Here is a 19,212-nt window from a genome sequence, read left to right on the forward strand (position 1 = left end):
GTGCGTGGCCAGCTTAGCGTGACCCGCTAGGCTGATCGCACACCCCCCTCGGGGGGTGCCGGGATGTGGCGCAGCTTGGTAGCGCATTCGCTTTGGGAGCGAAGGGTCGCAGGTTCAAATCCTGTCATCCCGACCGTAGGTCTTGTTCACACCACGCCCGACGAGCGAACGCTCGCCGGGCGTGTTCGTGTGTGGGCGTTCGGTGGTGGCGATCTGCTCGCCGGACGTCGCCACCACCGCGCGATAGGACGACGTACGGTCGGCGTTGGGATGGGCCCCTATCGTCGCGTGGTCCCGCTCGCGCCAATTCGCCCCTTGGCCTCAGTGGTCAGGTGGCAGCCGGTTTCGATCGAGATGACCGTAGTCGTACCTGACGACAGCGTCAGCGTTGCTCCGTACTGGTCCCGCAGTTCGAACTCGAACGTGGGCGGATTGTTCCGTTCCAGCCCCGGTTTGGTGAACCCGTAGGCCTTGCCCACTTCCGTTGCGATGCGCTTCGCGTCCACCCACTGCACGCTGGAGATCCCTTCGGGCGCGGTGATGAAGCTGAGGAACGTGCGCACCGCGTCGCGGCTGGCGACGCCCGGGAATTCATTGGCGCAGCCTGACTGGCGACCATCGTGCTTGTCGACCCAGCCGGTGAGGCCGAGGTTGTCGGTCAACTTCGTTCGCAGGGTCTTGCGGGCTTCTTCGTAGCGGGTGACAGCCTCGTCAATCGTCGGCCGCCGCAGGAGTTCGGCGTACTGCTGCTGGCTGGGCACTGTTGTCTCCGATGACGGCGTTCCGAGGTCTTGACCGCCGTCATCGCAGGCCGCGAGCAGCAGTGTGCCCGCGACCATCGCGGCAGCCAACGAGGTTCTGGTCAGCATGAGGCCATCTTTCCTACCGTGCGGGTACGGCAAGCTGCGGCATACCCGCCACGATGGCCGCAATGTTGTGTTTGCTGGTGGTGTCGGTGCCGTCCGGCAGCGTTTTTGTGTACTCGCTGTGTCCGTATGACGCGGCGAGGGGGCTGCCGTCCGAGCCGGTGGCGGCGCCGGCCGAGAGTTGAGTCATGCCGTCCATGGCGTAGGGGGCTGCGCCGTAGCGCCATGTTTCCGGCACCCATTGGGCGACGGGGTCACCGCTGGCCGTGATGTTGTAGGTGTGCCCGGCGGGCACCTTCAGGTCGTGGGCGGTGTTGTCGATGCCGAAGTGGTCAGCTACGCCCGGCGAGCCGAACACCACCGCGTCATCGACGCCCGTGCCGCCGTGGGCCAGGCTGATGCCGGTCACGATGGAGCCCTGCGAGTGACCGAGGGCGGTGAAGTGCGGGTCGGTTGGCCGCGCGGCGTTGATGCCCTGGTCGAACTTCGCCAGCTTGTCGCCGCCGATGTCGGCGTTCTCGCTGGTGATGAGCCCCACCAGCGAGCCCTTGTCGTCGAATGACGAGGGCTCGTAGCCGATCCACGTCACGGTGGCGACGGTCCCGCCGCCTTGGGTGGCGAGCATCCGCTCCGCGCTGCGTTGGACGCCGTCCATGTCGTCGACGTAACCGTGCATGTTGCCGTCCACCGTGCTGTTCATGCCCGGGGTGAAGACGGCGACGTGCTGCGCCGTATCGACATCGCCGTTGGCGATGGCGGCTTTGGGGTGCTCGCCGGTCATGTCCACGGACATCAGTTGGCGGTTTCCGTTCAGACTGCCGTCCGGGTTGTGCATCATGCCGGAGATCGCATCAAGCGCTCTGAGTCGTTCCTCGAAGCGGGCGATCTCGTCGGCGTCGCCGCCATCGCGTCGCAACCAGTCGAGTTCGGCGGCGAAGCTGCGCTTTTCCTGTTCGACGAGGGCCAGATTGGCTTTGCTGCGGTCGGCGGCCTTGATACCGTCCCGGTTGCCGACCCAGTCGGGGTGACGAGCGATCAGCTGCTGCCGCTCTCTGTCCGACAGTGCCGCCCACCAGGCCGCGTTCATCGACGGATCCGCGTCGACCGCCGGCGGAGGCATGATCGAGGAGACGGCGATCGCCTCACCGGAGTTGCCGGCCGCGGCCAGACTGGTGTGCTCGTTGTCGTTCGCGGTGGCATCGATGACCTGGCCGCCTTGGATGAGGTCGAGCACGGCACACAGGTCTTCATCGACATTCGTCGCTTGCCGCAGGACCTCCTCGACCCGGTCTTTCAGTTCATCGGCGATCCGGCTGCGTTCTTCAGCCACCAGTTCGCGTTGGTCGTCCGGCACACCGGGCACGCCGTTGTCCACGACTGCACCGTCACCGGCGATGGTGAAGTGGTTGCTCGCGGCGATGGCCTCGGCCTCCTTGACGCCGTTTTGTACGCCCGTGATGGCGTCACCGACATCGCCTGCCCTCCGACGCAGGGCAGCGAGATCAGCCGCGTACTCCTCGAGGCCGTCGATGATCTGGTTGACTTCCTTCGCTGCGGCATCAGCGGCCTCGCCGTGCCACCCCTCCGGCGTGTTGATGTCCCGGAGATCGTCCGAACAAGCTACGAGTTTGTTGTAAGCGGCATTGATGTCGCGAACGGCATTCTGCAGGACGGCGGGGCTCCACCGCGTGACGTCGGACCAGCCGGCCATCAGCTTGCCTCCACCGGCCCCATGGTCCGCGTGGACAGGTCTGCGGCGGCTGCCGACTCCTGCGCCGCGTAGTGGTCGGCCGCCTTCGCCATGTTGGCGGCGTGCGTGTCCAGACGGGATTCGAATCCCTGCTGCCGGTACACCAAAGCATGTTTGACTTCGGCCATTTTCAGCGCTGCGCGCGATCCCGGCATTCCCAGATCGCCAGTGGGTATGGCCGCTGTGCACCCCGCCCCGCGCAGTCCATCGGCCACCCGTCCCGCAGCTTGCCCGGTATGGCGGATCTTTGCTATCACCACCTGGTAACCCGCGCTCACAATGCCCTCCCCGGTATGTAGCGGCTCTGTCACCCTAGGGCATGACATCGGGCGGGAACAACCGTGCGAAGGCGGCCATGACCAGGCGAAATGTCAGCCGAGCGGATCTACCCAGGCACCATTTGAGTAGGACTACTCAGGCCTCCTCGCCTCGGGACTCCGACTCATATGTCGTCGGTGGGCTCCAGGGCGCTCACCACCCACCCCGAATGGGGTAGTCCGGGAACACAGCCCGAGGCACGCCGTGCCGGCACACCCTCGAATAGTCTTCGCGTCGACACGTACGGATCATCAGCGAATTTTTTTCGCAACAGCGCGTTTCGCAGATCCCCGCGAAGCGGTCTCCCGTCACCCGATTCAGCGACCTCGACTTGCCACTGCGGCAGGTCGGCACCCCCGGGCGGTACTGCGAGAATCAAGTGACCACAGCGACGGTCCGGTCCACATTCGACACAGCGAAAACCGGCGCCTCCGACGCATTCAACCGCGGATTCGACAATTGACACCCCGGGTGTAACCTTCGTCGGCCAGGTGGCGATGACGCCACCGGGACACACCGATTCCCGGCAGATAACCGGTTTCGCACGAGGGGGTTCGACCATGTCGTGGCTCGACGCCGCGCCCACGATGGTGCTCTGCGGAGTGCTGCTCATCCTGCCCGGCCTGCCCCTGACGTACCTGCTCGGGCTGCGCCGGCTGGCGATGGTGGCGATCGCCCCGGTCGTCGTGGTGGCCTTGGTGTCCGTGACGGCGATCGTCGCGGGCAAAGTCGGGATCCGGTGGTCGCTGCCCCTGGTGCTCGCCGTGTTCGCCGGGGTCTCGGTCGTGGCCGGTGGCGTGGTCCTGCTGCTTCGCCGACGCCTGCCGCAGCCCGCGCCCGGTGACGGCCTGCCGGTCGTCGCGGCCGCCGCGGGCGGGCTCGCCGTCGCGCTGGCGCTCGGGGTGCTCACGGTGCGAGCGGCGATCAGCAGCCCCGAGGAGCTGCTGACGACCGATGACTCGTCGTTCCACTACAACGCCATCGCCCACATCCTGAACACCGGGGTGGCGTCCACGTTCCGGATCGACACACTCGGCGTTCCCGGTCGCGTCCGCGGGTTCTACCCGGCGGCCTGGCACGATATCGGTTCGCTGCTCGCCATGGTCACCGGCAGCTCGGTGCCGGCCACGGCGAACATCCTGTCGGTCACCATCGCGCTGGTCGTCTGGCCGCTGGGCTGCGTCCTCCTGATGCGGCAGCTGGCCGGGCCGTCACGGTCGGCACTGGCGCTCGCCGGCCTGCTGAGCGTCGCCTTCGGCGCGTTCCCCTGGGAACTGCTCGGCTGGGGCATCCTGTGGCCCAACCTCTTGGGGCTCTCGCTGGTCCCGGCCGGGGTGGCGGTCGTGGTGTCGATGACCGGGCTGGCCCGGCAGGACGTGATCGGCCGGGGCCGGGCGTGGCTGCTGGCGCCGGTGATCCTGACGGCGATCGCCATCGCGCACCCGAACGCGGTCATCAGCCTGGTCGCGATCACCGTCCCCGCGGTCGTGGCCGGCCTCGCGCGGGCCGCTGTCCGGCGGTACCGGGCCGGCCGGCGGTCGCACGCGATCTTGCTCGCCGCGCCCATCGTGCTCGCCGCTCCGGCGTACTGGCTGGTCGTCGTCGAGTGGAGGGTCTTCTCCGGACCGATGAGCGCGGACTCGGCGCCCTTCGAGTCGCCGTCGCAGGCGCTCGGTGAGGTGCTGACCGGGGGGACGAACCACCACGACGCAGGCTGGGTCCTGGCCGTGCTGGTCGTCGTGGGGGCGGTGTCGTGCTTCCGGCAGCGCTGCCACCGGTGGCTGGTGGCCGGGCACGCCGTTTCCGGCGGCCTGTACGTGCTGGCCGCCGGCGTGCCGGGCGCGACCCGCCGGATCTTCACCGGCTTCTGGTACACCGACTCCCACCGGCTCGCCGCCATGCTGCCGATCACCGGCGTCCCGCTCGCGGTGCTCGGCGTGCTCGCGGTCGTCTCGGCGGTACGCGCCGGGCTCGCGCCGGACGGCGTGCTGCGCAGGCAACGCACGGTGGCCTGGGCAGCTCCGGTCGTCGCGGCGCTCGGCTTGCTGCTGGTGACCGGGGGGCTGCACCACGCCGACCACCGCGACCGGGTCCTGGCCGCCTACCCGAAAGCCGCTCCGCTGGTGGACGAGGACGAACACGCCTTGTTCACGCGGATCGGCTGGCGGACCGAACCGGGCACGATCGTGGCGCAGATGCCGTACAACGGCAGCCCGGCGGTGATGGCCCTGACCCGCCGCCAGGTCCTGTTCCCGCAGCTCAACCTGGGCCGGCTGACCCCGGACCAGGTGTACCTGGCCCAGCACCTCAACCAGGCGGCGAGCGACCCCCGCGTGTGCGAGATCGTCAACCGGCTGCAGGTCCGGTACCTGCTGACCAACGACCGCGCCCGGGGCAACCTGTGGGACGGCACCGCCTACCCGGCACCGACGGCCGGGTTCCGCCAGATCGACGAGGGCGGCTCGTTCCGGCTGTACCGGGTCAGCCCGTGCGACAAAGCGGCCGACTCGCGCTGAGGCGCCGGCACTACGACGAGAGAGCCGCCAGCCAGCCCGCCAACGTCTCCGCCAGCGCCGCCGGCTGGTCCTCCGGCGTGTGGTGCCCCGCCTTCTCCGGACGCCGCACCACCTCCAGCGACGCGAAGTTCGCCGCGCACCACTCCACCATGGACGGTGTCAGCATCGTGTCGAAGCCCGGCTCGAACGTCACCAGCAGCTTCGGCACCGACGGCGACGCCCCCAGCCAGCGGCCGAACGCCTCGAGCCGCGCCACCACCGAAGCCGGCGAGCCACCCAACGGCATCGAACGGGCCCACTGCAGCAGGGGGCGGCGGAACGTCGTCGCGTACTCCGGTGGGAGGGCGGCCAGGAACCCGGGCGGGAACTCGCCCGCACTCTTGATCGCGCGGAACACCTCCGCGCCCGCGGGGGGAACTCCTCCCACGTCATCGGCTTCAGCACCGCTTCGGTGAACGCCAGCGCCCGGACCCGCGCCGGGTGGCGGGACGCCCAGTCCGCCGCCAGCGCTCCGCCCCAGTCGTGGGCGATCAGGGTCACGTCGTCCAGGGACAGCGCGTCGAACCACGCGTCCAGGTAGCCGACGTGGTCCTCGAACGTGTAAGCGATGTCCGGCCGCGGGGAATCGCCCATGCCGATCAGGTCCGGGGCCAGGCGCCACCCCGGCAGGTGCGGCAGCACGTTGCGCCACAGGTACGACGAGGTCGGGTTGCCGTGGAGGAACACCACCGGCGCGCCGGTGCCCGACGAACGGTAAGCCAGCCCGGTCACTTGAACGCCCCCGCGAAGCGGGACGCCCACTCGGCGAACGGCCGCGCCGGGCGGCCCAGTACCCGCGAGACGTCCGGGCTCACCTGCTGCTCCGACGGCGTCGGCGAGCCCAGGATGTCCAGGGTCGCGGCCACGACCTCCGGAGGCATGAAAGCTGACATGGCGGCACGAGCTTCCTCCCGCGTCAGCGGCACGAACCGCACCGGCTCGCCCACCGCTTCGCCGATCGCCGCCGCCTGCTCGCGCGGGGACACCGGCGACGGACCGGTCAGGACATAGGTCCGGCCATCGTGCGACGCGTCGAGCAGCGCGGCCGCCGCCACCGCGGCGATGTCCGCCGGGTCGACCACCGGCAGGGCCACGTCCGCGAACGGCGCCGCGACCAAGCGCCGCTGTCGCACGCTTTCCGCCCACTGGAACGCATTGGACGCGAACCCCGCCGGGCGCAGCACTGTCCACTTCAGACCCGACGACCGCACCGCCTCCTCGGACACCGCCGGGTGCCGTCCCGTTCCGACGCCCTGCGAAGACAGCAGCACCACCCGCTCGACGCCGGCCTCACGCGCCCGGCCCAGCACCGGCCCGAGCGAACCGTCGAAGCCGGGCGGCGCCATCAAGAACGCCGCCCTCGCTCCGGCGAAGGACAGCGAAGCCAGATCTCCCTGCCGCACAACGACTCCCGGCGGCGCCGCGGCGATCCGGCGGGACACCGCCGTCACCTCGGCACCCGCCTCGGCCAGCAGCCGCACCAGCGGTTCTCCGACGTTTCCCGTCGCTCCCACAACCATGATCATGGGAACGACGGTACCTTCGCCGGTATAGTAGGTACCTAGAGGAAAGTATTGGCTGGAGGCGCCGAAGTGACCGAGACCACACCCGAACAGGCGTGCCCGATCGCCCCGGTGGTGGACATCGTGTTCAGCCGCTGGACCACGCCGATCCTGTGGGCCCTGCACGAACACGGCCGGCAGCGGTTCGTCGAACTGCAGCGCCGCATCACCACGATCACGCCGAAGGTGCTCACCCAGCGGCTGCGGCAGCTCGAGCGTGACGGGCTCGTCGTGCGCACCTACCACGCCGAGGTCCCGCCGCGCGTCGAGTACGAGATCAGCGAACTCGGCCGGAGCCTCGGCCCGCTGTTCGCCAGCCTGTCCGCATGGTCCGGCAACCTGGCGAAGGTCGACGCGGCCCGGCGGAGCTACGACGAACGCAGCTCCGCCAAGTAGGCGTCCGCGGCGCGGTCGCTACGGCGAGACGTCCAGGTAGTCGAGGTTGGCCGGGCCGTCCGCCGTCGTCGCGGTCAGGCGGATCGTGTGCTGGCCCGCCGGCAACGCCAACCCCTTGGTCACCGTGTTCCACGTCGTCCAGGCGCCGGTCCCCGGGAACGGCACGCCGGCGGCCACCACCGTGCCGTCCACCGAGATGTCCACCGGACGCGCCGCCGTCGTGCCGTTCGCGTAACCGAACGCCAGCGACGACGCCGGGCCCGTCACCTGCCATTCGACGTAGCTGCCGACGGCGTTGGCGCCGTTCGCGAAGCCGGTTCCCGAGAAGCCCGCGTGGTTGGCGTCGATCGTGCCGCCGGCCGACAGCGTGGCGGATTCGGCCTCGTAGCGCGTCGCGCCACCGGCGCGGGACACGCGGTACAGCACGGTCGCGTGCGAGGGTACCGACGCGCTGATCGTGCCGGCCGTGGTCCGGATCGCCTTGCTCCACAGGTCTTTCAACGTGTACGACGACGCGCTGCCGATCCCCGTGGCGGACGCGGTCGTGCCGATCGTCGCCGTCGCCGCCGTTTCGTTCGACAGGGCCACCGCGCGGTCGCCGTTCGCCAGCACCTTGCTGTACACCACCAGGCCCGCGTTCGCGCTCAGCACCGTCGCCTGCTTGCCGAGCGGGTCCTGGTCGAGCGCGATCACGTCGGTGTTCTTGAGGATCGCGAAATCGTCGTCCGACACCTTGCGCAGATCACTGCCGATCAGCAGCGGCGCGGCCATCATCGCCCACAGGCTAAAGTGCGTGCGGTACTCCGTCGCCGTCATGCCGCCGTTGCCGACCTCCAGCATGTCCGGGTCGTTCCAGTGCCCCGGGCCCGCGTACTGCGCGAGGCCGCGGTTGGTCTGTGCCTTGCCGATCATGCTCGACCACTTGTCCGAGATGTCGCCCGTGGTGCGCCACAGGTTCCCGACCGGCGCGGCCCACGTCCACGGCTGGTTCTGACCCCACTCGCAAAGGGAATACGCGATCGGGCGGCCCGACTTCGCGAGCGCGTCCCGCATCGCCTTGTACCGCTGCTGCGCGTCGACGCCCTGGTTGTTGCAGTTGTCGTACTTCAGGTAGTCGACGCCCCAGGAGGCGAACAGGTTCGCGTCCTGCTGCTCGTGGCCCAGCGCGCCGGGGAACCCGGCCTTGTTGCAGGTTTTCGTGCCGGCACTGGTGTAGATGCCGAACTTGAGGCCCTTCGCGTGGACGTAGGCGGCGAGGGCCTTGATGCCGTTCGGGAACCGCGCCGGGTCGGGCACCAGGTCCCCCGCCGGGTTGCGCGACGGCAGCGCCCAGCAGTCGTCGATGTTGACGTAGGTGTAGCCGGCGTCCTTCAAGCCCTTGCCGACGAAGATGTCCGCGATGTCCTTGATCATCGCTTCGGTGAATTCGGCGCGGCACTGCGTCGAATTCCAGTTGTTGAAACCCATCGGCGGTGTGCGCAGCAGGCCGTTTTCGAGGGCGGACGCCGCGGGCGCGCCCAGGACGAGACCGCTGGCCGCGATCGTGACCGCGGCGGCCGCGCTCGCGATGCGCCGGAGTGAGGACATGCGTGCTCCCGGAGGTGAGGTGGCGGACTCCGGTTAGTAAAAGTTCCTTCCAATCGCCGCGTCAAGGGCTAGTGCACGAAACATCAGATATGACGTCCGATCATTCCGGTCACCGGAATGCCCGGCGTTTCAGCGTCCCCCCGGCAAGGATCACACCTTCGCCGGAACGCGGCCCTGCTTCGGGAAGTACCCGCGAACACTTTTGGTGCAAAGAAGCACGAACAGCGCGAGCAGCACCAGCGCCTGGGCCACCTGGCCCGCCCGCATCCAGTCCGGGAACTCGGCCGCGACGACGAGGTACCCCAGCCCGGCCAGGCCGAGGAGGGTGATGATCAGCAGCCGGACGTAGGTGCGGCGGCGGCCGAGCTTGAGCCGCCCCGCCAGCCGGACGTAGACGATCGCGATGACCAGCACCGAAACCGGGCGGATCCACAGCACGCTCTCCAGCGAGGCGCGGGTCCCGGCCCGGTCGGCCGGGTTCGCCCGGCCGGTCGACTCCCAGTGCAGCACCTGGTAGTCGAGGATGCCGTCCTTGTGCAGGAAGGTCAGCACCGCGAACGCGACGCTGATCAGCAGGTTCAGGTAGAGCAGGACGGTGACCGGGCGCAGCACGCGCCCGGTGGTGTTCGAGGTGGTCATGGTTCCCCCAGGTTCAGTCGGGCGCGGTGGCCCGTTCGACGATGGCGACGAGTTCCGCCGCGTAGGCGTCGACGTCGGTGTCGGGACGCCGGATCAGTTCGGTGTGGACGCCGTCGATCGCCTGGCGGACGGTGATCGCCATGACGCGCGGGTCGAACCGGCCGAAGTTGCCGGTGCGCTGCCCTTCGCGCAGGCACGATTCCAGGACGTCGACGGCGCCGTGGTACCAGTCGTTGCCGCCCGCGGCGTCGCCGCCGTGCTGCAGGCAGTCGAGCAGCGCGGTGAGTTCGACCGGGTGCTCGGCGATGAACGCCAGGTTCGACTCGATGTAGGCCCGCAGTTCCGCCGCCGGCCCGGCCACCGCGTCGATCCGCTCCCGCATGTAGGCGATGCTCGTGGCCAGCACGTGCCGGACGACCTCGGCGATCAGGTCCGCCTTGCCGTCGAAGTGGTAGGAGATCATGCCGGTGCTGCTCAGCCCGGCACGTTTCGCGATCTGCCCGAACGACGCCTTCGCATACCCCAGTTCACCGATGGTCTCGATCGCCGCGCGGACGATCTGCGCCCGCCGGGCGTTCTCGGTGAACGTCTTTGCTTGCATGAGCAAAACATAGCACGGTTGAGCAAACCGCCGCCAGAACTTTCTCTTGCGCGACGGGACGGTTGCGGCGTGTGTCGATCACGCGCGCGAGAAAAGGCCACCTCGGACGACCGAGGTGGCCTTCGCTGAACCGGGGCCTACACCTGGCGTGCCGTGGCCATCGCGCGCTCGGTCTCCCAGAACGCCCGCACCGACCGGATCAGCCCGTCCTCGCCGACGCGGTAGACGAACACCCCGTCGGTGTCGACGCGGTAGCCCCCCGGCAGGAACGTCGTGATCGTCCCGACGTTGGCCACCTCGTCGCCACCGGCGTGGGAGTCGCGGATGGTGAACTCGAAGCGCTCGACGGTGGCGATCGTCTTGTCCCAGAACGCGCCGATGCCGTCGCGGCCGTGGTGCCCCTTGCCCGTCTCGTCGAAGAACGACGGGCCGACCGGGTCCTCGACGACGGCGTCCGGCGCGAACAGGGCCAGCCAGCCCTCCTTGTCACCCGCCGCCACCGCCGTCATCGAGGCGAACGCCGCGCGCCGCGCCGCCGGCTGCTCCTGCTCGGTGTCCCAGCTGACCTGCACGCCCACGGCAGTCACTCCTCGAACTTCGCGATGATTTCGGCCCCGAACTTGCGGATCGCCTCGAGCTTCGGCTCGACCGGCGCGTCGAACCCGACGCCGTCGAACACCCACGGCATCGTGATGACATCGGTGACGCCGGCGTCGGCCTGCGCGCGGTAGCCGTCGAGCCCGAAGGCGTCGATGCAGACCGCCTGGTACTCGAACGGGACGTCGGCGCGGCCCTGCTCGGCCAGCAGCTCCTTGAGCCGCGCGATCGTGTCGCGCAGCTCGTCGAGCTTCATCATCGCCGACGACCAGCCGTCGGCGACCCGGGCGGCGCGCTTCAGCGCGACTTCGGTGTGGCCGCCGATGTAGAACGGCACGCGCGACGGCGGCGCCGGACTCATCCGGATCTTGTCGAAGTCGTAGAACTCGCCGTGGTACTCGACCATCCCGCCGTCGAGGATCAGCCGCAGAACGTCGATGGCCTCGTCGACGCGCCTGCCGCGCCGCTCGAACGGCACCCCGCAGTACTCGAACTCCTGGGGCAGCCAGCCGACGCCGAGCCCGAGACCGAACCGGCCGCCGGTGAGCACGGCCACCGAGCCGACCTGGCGGGCCAGCAGGACCGGGTTGCGCGAGCCGAGTTTGAGCACCGACGTGTAGAAGTGGATGCGGCTGGTCACCGCACCCATCGACGCCGTCGCGACGAGCGGGTCCACCCAGGGTGTTTCCGCGGTCCAGAACCGGCTGCCGTCGGGGGTGTACGGGTAGTCCGTGTCCACCGTCTCGGCGTAGAAGAGCGAGTCGGGCAGGGCAATGGAGGCGAAGCCGGCCTCTTCGGCGGCCCGGGCGAGCTCGCCCAGCTGATCGAGGGGGTTCATCGCGATCGACAGGGTGAACTTCATGACCGAACTATAACGTGTTCTAGTTTGCTCGGCCAGGTCCCCCGGTGGGCCCGGTCACGCACCGGGAACCCACCGCGTAGCGTCCGCGTTGTCCGGTTCACAAGGTGACCACCGGTCACCGAGCCCCGAACTTCCAGGAGTGGTCCATGGGCACCGCGATCTTCCTGATCGTGCTCGTCGTCGTGATCGTCGGTGGCGGCCTCTATTTCTCGCGGCAGCGCGCCGCCGCCCGGCAGCGGGAGCTGGACGACGCCAAGGCCGACGCCCGGCGCCTGGTCGAGCGGCTCGGCGGCCAGGTCCTCAACCTCAACGGCACGGACACCGCGTCGCAACAGGCCATGGCCGACGCCAGCGAGCGCTACAACGCGGCCGGTTCGCAGCTGGAGCAGGCGCGCACGATCGAGCAGGCCCGGCTGGTCAAGGAGACCGCCATCGAGGGCCTCTACTACGTCCGCGCCGCGCGCACCGCGATGGGCATGGACCCCGGCCCGCAGCTGCCGGAGGAAACCGAGCGCGAGCGCGCCGGCAAGGTCACCGAGCGCCGGGAGGTCGACGTCGAGGGCCAGCACTACGCCGCCTCGCCCGAGGCCGGCCAGGACACGCCGTACTACTACCCCGGCGGCCGCGTCGCGGGCCGTCCGGTGCCGCAGGGCTGGTACAGCGAGCCGTGGTGGAAGCCCGCGCTCGTGGCCGGCGCCTGGGGTCTGGGGTCGATGTTCCTGTTCAGCGCGATGTTCTCCGGCATGAGCGGTATCGCGAGCGCCTCGGCCTGGGAGTCGGGCTACGACGCGGGCCAGCAGGACGCCCTCGAGTCCGGCGACCCGGGCGGCGGTGACGACTTCACCGGCGACGGCGGTGACGGCGGCGACGGCGGTGGCGACTGGGGCGGAGACTCCGGCGGCGACTGGGGCGGCGGCGGTTTCGACGGCGGCGGTTTCGACGGCGGCGGTTTCGATGGGGGCGGCTTCGACGGGGGCGGCTTCGACTTCTGACCCCCGGTTTCAAGCGCCCCAAGGCGGCCTTCGGTGCGTCTCACGCACCGAAGGCCGCCTTGGGTGCGTAGGACGCACCGAAGGCCACATTGGGGCGCTTCAGGCGGTTTGGCAGCGGGGGCACCAGTAGAGGTTGCGCGCCGCCAGTTCCGAGTGCGCCACCGGCGTTCCGCACACCAGGCACGGCTCGCCGGTGCGCCGGTAGACGTAGACCTCGCCGCCGTGGCGGTCCACCCGGGCCGCGCGGCCCATCGCCTCCGGCAGGTGTTCCGGGCGGACCGTGTCGATGCGGCCGACGCGGACGCCGGCGCGCATCAGGGTCACCAGGTCGGCCCAGATGGCGTCCCAGAGCGCACGATCGAGTGCTCGGCCCGGCGTGAGCGGCGCGACGCCGTGGCGGAACAGCACCTCGGCGCGGTAGACGTTCCCGACCCCGGCGAGCACCGCCTGGTCCATCAGCAGCGCCGCGATCGACGTCCTGGACCGCGAAATCCGCGCCCAGGCCAGCTCCGGTTTCGCGTCGCGGCGCAGCGGGTCGGGACCGAGCCGGGCCTTGATCGCGTCGGCCTGGGCGACGTCCAGCAGCTCGCACTTCGTCGGCCCGCGCAGGTCCGTCCAATGTGTCCGGCCCGCCAGCCGGAGCCGGACCTGGCCGACCGGCTCGGGCGCGGGCAGCGGGGCTTCGCCGAAGGTGCCGTAGAGCCCGAGGTGGATGTGCACGACGCCGTGCGGGCCGTAGTCGTGGAACAGGTGCTTGCCGTACGCCTCGGCACCGACGAGCACCTCACCGTCCAAATGGGACGCTTCGGCGGCGAACCGGCCCTGCGGGCTGCTCACCTCGACCGGCGCGCCCGCGTACCGGCGCTTGTGCAGCCGCGCGAGCCGGTGGAGCGTGTGCCCCTCGGGCATCAGGCCTCCGGCAACGCCGGCGGGGTCCCGGTGCGCTCGTAGTCGAGCAGCTGCTGCACGCGGCGGGCGTGCCGCTCCTCGGGCGAGACCTCCGTCGCCAGGAACGCCTCGACGATCTCGACGGCCTCCTCGGCGGTGTGCATCCGGGCGCCGACGCCGATCAGCTGGGCGTGGTTGTGCTCCCGGCACAGCTTCGCGGTCTCGACGCTCCAGGCCAGGCCGGCGCGGGCGCCGGGGACCTTGTTCGCGGCGATCTGCTCGCCGTTGCCCGAGCCGCCGACGACGATGCCGCGGCTGCCCTCGTCGGCCACCACCCGCAGCGCCGTCTCGACGCAGTACGCCGGGTAGTCGTCGTCCGCGTCGTAGACGTGCGGACCGACGTCGGTGACTTCGTGACCCTGCTTCTCCAGGTGAGCCACCAGGTGGTTCTTCAGCTCGAAACCGGCATGGTCGGATCCCAAGTAGACACGCACGGTCAGGAGTCTGCCACCCCGGCCGGGTTCGGGCATGCTCCGGGGGTGGGCATCTGGGAGCAGTCCGGGCACGACGTGCGGCTCGAGTGGGGCGCCGAAGGCGTCGCGGCGCTCGGCCGGGAGTGCGCGGTGCTGGTGGTGGTCGACGTGCTGTCCTTCGGCACGACCACGGATCTCGTGGTCGGCCGCGGCGGCCGCGTCCTGCCGGTGCGGTGGCGCGACGAGCGCGGGGTGGCCGCGGCGCGGGCGGCGGGGGCGGTCATCGCCGGCGAGAGCGGCTTCACCCTGCGGCCGTCTTCTGTGACGGAAATCCCGCCCGGCACCCTCCTCGCGCTGCCCTCGCCCAACGGCGCGACGCTGTGCGACACCGCCGCGGCGACCGGCGCGCACGTACTCGCGGGTTGCCTGCGCAACGCCACCGCCGTAGCGGCGAAGGCCGCTGCGCTGGGCGGCCCGATCGGGCTGATCCCGGCCGGGGAACGCTGGGGCGTGCACATTTTCGGTGACGGCGAAACGTTCGGGCCGCTGCGGCCCTGCGTCGAGGACCAGGTGGGCGCCGGAGCGATCGCCGCCGCGCTGGCCGGGCACGGGCTTTCGCTGTCCGCCGAAGCCGCGTTCGCCGCGCGGTCCGCCGACGTCACGGCCCTGGCGGCCTGCGTCTCGGCGCGCGAGCTGCGCGAAGCCGGCCACGGCGGCGACGTCGTGCTGGCCACCCAATCCGACGTGAGCGCCGCCGCTCCCGTCCTGACCGGAGGAGTACTGGCATGACCGGCCGCTGGATCGAGGTCGCCGAAGGCGTCCACGCCCGCCGTTACGCGGAGCTGGACCTGACCGTCGGGCTGGTGGTGGGCGCCGAGCGTTGCCTGGTCGTCGACACCCGCGGCGACCTCGAACAGGGCGCCGAGCTCGCCGCGGCGGTCCGCGAGCGCACGCCGCTGCCCTGGGCGGTGGTGTACACCCACGCGCACTTCGATCACGCCTGGGGCACCGAGGCGTTCCTGCCGTGCGAGGTCTGGGCGCACGAGCGCGGCGTGGCCGAGCTGAGCGGGGACACCGGCGCGGTGCGCGCCAAGTGGGCGGCGCACTACCGCGAGGAGGGCAAGCCGGAGATCGCCGAGGCGATTTCCCGCACGACCATCGCGGCGCCCGACCACCCGTTCACCGGCCGCGTCGAGCTGGACCTGGGCGGCCGCACGGCGGTCCTGCTGCACCCGGGCCGCGCGCACACCGACCACGACGTGGTGGTCCACGTCCCGGACGCGGCGGTCGTGTTCGCGGGCGATGTCGTCGAGCACGCCGAAGCGGGGTTCAGCGCGTACTCGTTCAGCGAAGAGACCGACCTGACCGCCTGGCCGGCCGCGCTCGACACGATCCTCGCGCTGGAACCGCGCGTCGTGGTCCCCGGCCACGGCGACCCGGTCGACGCGGAGTTCGTCCGCTACCACCGCGACGGCCTGCACGAACTGGTCGCGCTGAAGGCGGGCGTCGGCCGCGGGGAGACGACGGAGGTGGCGGCCGTGGCCGCGTCCCGCTACCCCAGCGACGTCACCCTGGCCGCCCTCGCGACGCCGTGAACGGCGAAAGGGGCGGTGGCCCTCTGCGCCACCGCCCCTTTCGCCCGACTCCCCTAGTCGAAGTTCAGGTCACCGGTACGGGTGCGCTTGAGCTCGAAGAAGTCCGGGTAGGCCGCCAGCGCCACGGCGCCGTCGAACACCTTCAGTGCGTCCTCGCCGCGGGGGATCGAGCTCAGGACCGGGCCGAAGAACGCCACGCCGTCGATGTGGATCGTCGGGGTGCCGACGTCCTGGCCGACCGGGTCCATGCCCTCGTGGTGGCTCTTCTTCAGCGCCTCGTCGTACTCGGTCGAGTGCGCCGCGTCGGCCAGCTCGGCCGGCGCGCCGATCGCCGCCAGGGCCTCCTTGATGACCGAGTCGTAGTCCTTGTTGCCCTGGTTGTGGTAGCGAGTGCCGAACTCGGTGTAGTACTCCCGCAGCACCTCTTCGCCCTTGAGCTGCGACAGCGCCACGGCCACGCGTACCGGACCCCAGCCCTTGGCCAGCAGCTCCTTGTACTGCTCGGGCAGCTCGTCCCGGCCTTCGTTCAGCACCGACAGGCTCATGATCCGGAAGTGCAGGTCCAGGTGGCGGTGCTTCTCCACCTCCAGGATCCAGCGGGAGGTGATCCACGCGAACGGGCAGATCGGGTCGAAGTAGAAATCGACCTTCGTGGGCTGCTCGGCAGCGGTCATGCGGGCACTCCTGAGTTCCGTCTCGATGTGGGCGGACCCCCACGAGACGAGCCAACACCGGGAAACGCGGGGTTGTTCCCTTATCGCCCGCCACCCCGTCCCCATGATTGGATGCGGGGAGTTGAAAACCGATACCAACGACCAGAGGTGCCTGTGCCCGCCCCCAACCTGACCCGTGATCAAGCCAAGCTGCGCGCGGATCTGCTCGACGTCACCGGCTACGACATCGAGCTCGATCTGACCGACGGCCACGGCGGACCCGGGGAGAAGACCTTCGCGTCGACGACGACCGTCCGGTTCTCCAGCGCCCGGGCCGGCGAATCGACGTGGGTCGACATCGTCGCCGACCGCGTGCACTCGGCCACCCTGAACGGCGCGGACGTCGACGTCAGCGCGTATGTCGAGGACAAGGGCATCGCGCTGGCCGGGCTGGCCGAGTCCAACGAGCTCACGGTGACCGCCGACTGCCGGTACATGAACACCGGCGAAGGCCTGCACCGGTTCGTCGACCCGGTCGACGACGGCGTCTACCTGTACACGCAGTTCGAGACGGCGGACGCCAAGCGGATGTTCGCCTGCTTCGACCAGCCCGACCTGAAGTCGGTCTACCGGCTCACGGTGATCGCGCCGAAGGACTGGAAGGTCGTTTCGAACGCGATCGTCGAGTCCGCCGAGGAGACGCCGGAAGGCGCCGTCCGCACGGTCTTCAAGGAGTCCGAGCGGATCTCGACCTACCTCGTCGCGCTGGTCGCCGGCCCGTACGCCGAGTGGCACGACGAGTACACCGACGACCACAAGACCATCCCGCTGGGCATCTACTGCCGCGCGTCGCTGGCCGAGCACATGGACGCCGACCGGCTGTTCACCGAGACCAAGCAGGGTTTCGGCTTCTACCACGAGAAGTTCGGCACGCCCTACCCGTTCTCCAAGTACGACCAGCTGTTCGTGCCGGAGTTCAACGCGGGCGCAATGGAGAACGCCGGCGCGGTGACGTTCTTGGAGGACTACGTCTTCCGCAGCCGCGTCACCCGCTACGCCTACGAGCGGCGCGCCGAGACGCTGCTGCACGAGATGGCGCACATGTGGTTCGGCGACCTGGTGACCATGCGCTGGTGGGACGACCTGTGGCTGAACGAGTCGTTCGCGACCTTCGCGAGCGTGCTGGCCCAGGCCGAGGCCACCGAGTACAAGAACGCGTGGACCAGCTTCGCGAACATCGAGAAGTCGTGGGCCTACCGCCAGGACCAGCTGCCCTCGACGCACCCGATCGCAGCCGACATCGTCGACCTGCACGCGGTCGAGGTGAACTTCGACGGCATCACCTACGCCAAGGGCGCGAGCGTGCTCAAGCAGCTCGTCTCCTACGTCGGGCTGGACCACTTCCTCGACGGCCTGAAGGTGTACTTCGGCAAGCACGCCTGGGGCAACGCGACGCTGGCCGACCTGCTGGGCGCGCTGGAGGAGGCGTCCGGGCGCGACCTGTCGTGGTGGAGCGCGCAGTGGCTGGAGACCACCGGGCTGAACTCGCTGAGCCCGCGCTACGAGGTCGGCGCGGACGGCAAGTTCACGTCGTTCGCCGTCGTGCAGTCGGGCGCGAAGCCGGGCGCCGGTGAGCTGCGCACGCACCGCGTCGCGGTCGGCGTCTACGACGAGCAGGACGGCAGAATCGTCCGCACCCAGCGGGTCGAGCTGGACGTCGACGGCGAGCGCACCGAGGTGCCGGACCTGGTCGGCCTGCCCGCGGGCAAGCTCGTGCTGGTCAACGACGACGACCTGACCTACTGCACGATGCGCCTCGACCCGGCGTCACTGACCACGCTGATCGACCGCATCGCCGACATCACCGACCCGCTGCCGCGGACGCTGTGCTGGTCGGCGGCGTGGGAGATGACCCGCGAAGCCGAGCTGAAGGCCCGCGACTTCGTCACGCTGGTGCAGCGCGGCATCCACACGGAGACCGAGGTCGGCGTGGTCCAGCGGCTGCTGCTGCAGGCCCAGACGGCGCTGAACTCCTACGCGGAGCAGGAGTGGGCGGCCTCGACGGGCTGGCCGGCGTTCACCGCGCGGCTGCTGGAGCTGGTCCGGGGCGCGGAGCCGGGATCGGACCACCAGCTGGCGTTCGTGAACTCGCTGGCCGGGTCGGTGCTGGATGCGGATTCGCTGGCGGTGCTGTCCGGGTGGCTCGACGGGTCGGCGCCGCTGGAAGGCCTGACCGTGGACACGGACCTGCGCTGGCGCCTGCTGCACGCCCTGGTGGCGCACGGCAAGGCGGCGGCAACGGAGATCGACGAAGAACTGGCCCGCGACAACACGGCGACCGGTCGTCGTCAGGCGGAGCGCGCCCGGGCCCTGCGCCCGACGGCGGAGGCCAAGGCCGACGCGTGGCAGCGAGCGGTGTACGACGACGAGCTGCCGAACGCGGTGAGCGACTCGCTCATTTCGGGCTTCTCGCACCCGGGGCAGAAGGCGCTGCTGGGCTCGTACGTGGCGAAGTACTTCGAGGTGATCGACGAGGTGTGGCAGCGACGCTCGAGCGAGCGGGCCCAGCCGATGGCGATCGGGCTGTACCCGTCATGGGCGGTGGCCCCGGAGACGGTGACGGCCTCGGACGAGTGGCTGGCGGGCGAGCACCCCCAGGCGTTGCGCCGGCTGGTTTCCGAGGGCCGGGCGGGCATCGTCCGGGCGTTGGCGGCACGGGACTTCGACGCGCAGTCCTGAGGTCGAGCGGCGGGTCGTGTTTCGGCACGGCCCGCCGTCGGGCCGGGCAAGCGCGCAACACGGGCCATCCGGCGCCCCGGCAGAGCTCACCCGGCTTAGCTCATCCGACGCTCGTCCGACTTAGCCCACCCGGCTTAGC

The 19,212-nt window shown here is 70.2% G+C and carries 20 protein-coding genes and 1 tRNA gene; 7 read left to right on the forward strand and 14 right to left on the reverse strand.

The window, feature by feature from the left end; translation table 11 throughout:
* The first annotated feature begins 59 nt into the window (after positions 1 to 59).
* A tRNA-Pro gene (locus ACLJOU_RS22140) sits at positions 60 to 133 on the forward strand.
* Between the two features lie 145 nt (positions 134 to 278).
* On the opposite strand, the gene ACLJOU_RS22145 is transcribed toward ACLJOU_RS22140, so the two are convergent.
* From ACLJOU_RS22145 to ACLJOU_RS22155, 3 genes are read right to left on the reverse strand one after another with little or no spacing between them, the layout of a single operon-like run.
* Positions 279 to 869 carry an LppA family lipoprotein gene (locus tag ACLJOU_RS22145; RefSeq protein WP_410569558.1) on the reverse strand — a complete coding sequence of 197 codons (591 nt, stop codon included), beginning with the start codon at positions 867 to 869 and terminating at the stop codon, positions 279 to 281.
* A gap of 13 nt (positions 870 to 882) precedes the next feature.
* Entirely contained in the window at positions 883 to 2,577 is a 1,695-nt protein-coding gene (locus ACLJOU_RS22150) for an alpha/beta hydrolase (protein ID WP_410569559.1), read from the reverse strand.
* Complete coding sequence (locus ACLJOU_RS22155; RefSeq protein WP_410569560.1) at positions 2,577 to 2,894, reverse strand: DUF6317 family protein; 318 nt, start codon at positions 2,892 to 2,894, stop codon at positions 2,577 to 2,579. Before ACLJOU_RS22155 ends, ACLJOU_RS22150 begins: the two co-directional genes overlap by 1 nt.
* A gap of 600 nt (positions 2,895 to 3,494) precedes the next feature.
* Here ACLJOU_RS22155 and ACLJOU_RS22160 point away from each other — a divergent pair.
* Positions 3,495 to 5,450: a DUF6541 family protein gene (locus ACLJOU_RS22160; protein ID WP_410569561.1), complete on the forward strand. Its 1,956-nt coding sequence runs from the start codon at positions 3,495 to 3,497 to the stop codon at positions 5,448 to 5,450.
* 10 nt (positions 5,451 to 5,460) lie between these two features.
* Here the strand turns inward: ACLJOU_RS22160 and ACLJOU_RS22165 are convergent, their stop codons facing one another.
* Genes ACLJOU_RS22165 through ACLJOU_RS22175 form a run of 3 tightly spaced genes read right to left on the reverse strand, consistent with a single transcriptional unit; the run spans position 5,461 to position 7,015 of the window.
* On the reverse strand, positions 5,461 to 5,658 hold the full coding sequence (locus ACLJOU_RS22165; protein WP_410569562.1) for a hypothetical protein: 198 nt from the start codon (positions 5,656 to 5,658) through the stop codon (positions 5,461 to 5,463).
* Entirely contained in the window at positions 5,640 to 6,251 is a 612-nt protein-coding gene (locus ACLJOU_RS22170; RefSeq protein ID WP_410569563.1) for an alpha/beta fold hydrolase, read from the reverse strand. Before ACLJOU_RS22170 ends, ACLJOU_RS22165 begins: the two co-directional genes overlap by 19 nt.
* Positions 6,218 to 7,015, reverse strand: a complete 798-nt coding sequence (locus ACLJOU_RS22175; protein WP_410569564.1) for an NAD(P)H-binding protein — start codon at positions 7,013 to 7,015, stop codon at positions 6,218 to 6,220. The genes ACLJOU_RS22170 and ACLJOU_RS22175 overlap by 34 nt, the downstream gene beginning before the upstream one ends.
* Before the next feature lie 66 nt (positions 7,016 to 7,081).
* On the opposite strand from ACLJOU_RS22175, the gene ACLJOU_RS22180 reads away from it, so the two are divergent.
* Entirely contained in the window at positions 7,082 to 7,447 is a 366-nt protein-coding gene (locus tag ACLJOU_RS22180) for a winged helix-turn-helix transcriptional regulator (protein ID WP_410569565.1), read from the forward strand.
* An 18-nt stretch (positions 7,448 to 7,465) separates the two neighbouring features.
* Here ACLJOU_RS22180 and ACLJOU_RS22185 read toward each other — a convergent pair whose 3' ends face one another.
* The 5 genes from ACLJOU_RS22185 to ACLJOU_RS22205 all read right to left on the reverse strand — a co-directional run bounded on the left by ACLJOU_RS22185 (position 7,466) and on the right by ACLJOU_RS22205 (position 11,733).
* Positions 7,466 to 9,034, reverse strand: a complete 1,569-nt coding sequence (locus tag ACLJOU_RS22185) for a carbohydrate-binding protein (RefSeq protein WP_410569566.1) — start codon at positions 9,032 to 9,034, stop codon at positions 7,466 to 7,468.
* A 150-nt stretch (positions 9,035 to 9,184) separates the two neighbouring features.
* Positions 9,185 to 9,673, reverse strand: a complete 489-nt coding sequence (locus ACLJOU_RS22190; RefSeq protein ID WP_410569567.1) for a hypothetical protein — start codon at positions 9,671 to 9,673, stop codon at positions 9,185 to 9,187.
* A gap of 13 nt (positions 9,674 to 9,686) precedes the next feature.
* The gene (locus ACLJOU_RS22195; RefSeq protein WP_410569568.1) at positions 9,687 to 10,274 is read right to left on the reverse strand and encodes a TetR/AcrR family transcriptional regulator; all 588 of its coding nucleotides are present in this window, start codon (positions 10,272 to 10,274) and stop codon (positions 9,687 to 9,689) included.
* Between the two features lie 137 nt (positions 10,275 to 10,411).
* Complete coding sequence (locus ACLJOU_RS22200; RefSeq protein WP_410569569.1) at positions 10,412 to 10,852, reverse strand: nuclear transport factor 2 family protein; 441 nt, start codon at positions 10,850 to 10,852, stop codon at positions 10,412 to 10,414.
* A 5-nt stretch (positions 10,853 to 10,857) separates the two neighbouring features.
* Positions 10,858 to 11,733 carry a TIGR03619 family F420-dependent LLM class oxidoreductase gene (locus tag ACLJOU_RS22205; RefSeq protein WP_410569570.1) on the reverse strand — a complete coding sequence of 292 codons (876 nt, stop codon included), beginning with the start codon at positions 11,731 to 11,733 and terminating at the stop codon, positions 10,858 to 10,860.
* Positions 11,734 to 11,879: 146 nt separating this feature from the next.
* Between ACLJOU_RS22205 and ACLJOU_RS22210 the strand changes: the two genes are divergently transcribed.
* Positions 11,880 to 12,725, forward strand: coding sequence for a hypothetical protein (locus ACLJOU_RS22210; RefSeq protein ID WP_410569571.1), 846 nt, complete (start codon positions 11,880 to 11,882; stop codon positions 12,723 to 12,725).
* A 99-nt stretch (positions 12,726 to 12,824) separates the two neighbouring features.
* Here the strand turns inward: ACLJOU_RS22210 and ACLJOU_RS22215 are convergent, their stop codons facing one another.
* Entirely contained in the window at positions 12,825 to 13,634 is an 810-nt protein-coding gene (locus ACLJOU_RS22215; RefSeq protein ID WP_410569572.1) for an Fpg/Nei family DNA glycosylase, read from the reverse strand.
* Positions 13,634 to 14,107 (reverse strand): ribose-5-phosphate isomerase, encoded by a 474-nt coding sequence (locus ACLJOU_RS22220; protein ID WP_410569573.1) that lies wholly within the window; start codon positions 14,105 to 14,107, stop codon positions 13,634 to 13,636. Before ACLJOU_RS22220 ends, ACLJOU_RS22215 begins: the two co-directional genes overlap by 1 nt.
* Before the next feature lie 45 nt (positions 14,108 to 14,152).
* Here ACLJOU_RS22220 and ACLJOU_RS22225 point away from each other — a divergent pair, with 45 nt between their 5' ends.
* Positions 14,153 to 14,875, forward strand: a complete 723-nt coding sequence (locus tag ACLJOU_RS22225; RefSeq protein WP_410569574.1) for a 2-phosphosulfolactate phosphatase — start codon at positions 14,153 to 14,155, stop codon at positions 14,873 to 14,875.
* The gene (locus ACLJOU_RS22230) at positions 14,872 to 15,681 is read left to right on the forward strand and encodes an MBL fold metallo-hydrolase (protein WP_410569575.1); all 810 of its coding nucleotides are present in this window, start codon (positions 14,872 to 14,874) and stop codon (positions 15,679 to 15,681) included. The genes ACLJOU_RS22225 and ACLJOU_RS22230 overlap by 4 nt, the downstream gene beginning before the upstream one ends.
* Positions 15,682 to 15,734: 53 nt before the next feature.
* Here the strand turns inward: ACLJOU_RS22230 and ACLJOU_RS22235 are convergent, their stop codons facing one another.
* Entirely contained in the window at positions 15,735 to 16,355 is a 621-nt protein-coding gene (locus tag ACLJOU_RS22235) for a DsbA family protein (protein ID WP_410569576.1), read from the reverse strand.
* Positions 16,356 to 16,508: 153 nt separating this feature from the next.
* Between ACLJOU_RS22235 and pepN the strand changes: the two genes are divergently transcribed.
* The gene (gene pepN / locus ACLJOU_RS22240; protein ID WP_410569700.1) at positions 16,509 to 19,073 is read left to right on the forward strand and encodes an aminopeptidase N; all 2,565 of its coding nucleotides are present in this window, start codon (positions 16,509 to 16,511) and stop codon (positions 19,071 to 19,073) included.
* The last annotated feature ends 139 nt before the right edge of the window (positions 19,074 to 19,212 follow it).

The organism is Amycolatopsis sp. cmx-4-61, assembly GCF_046548775.1.
In the GTDB taxonomy this organism is placed as follows: domain Bacteria; phylum Actinomycetota; class Actinomycetes; order Mycobacteriales; family Pseudonocardiaceae; genus Amycolatopsis.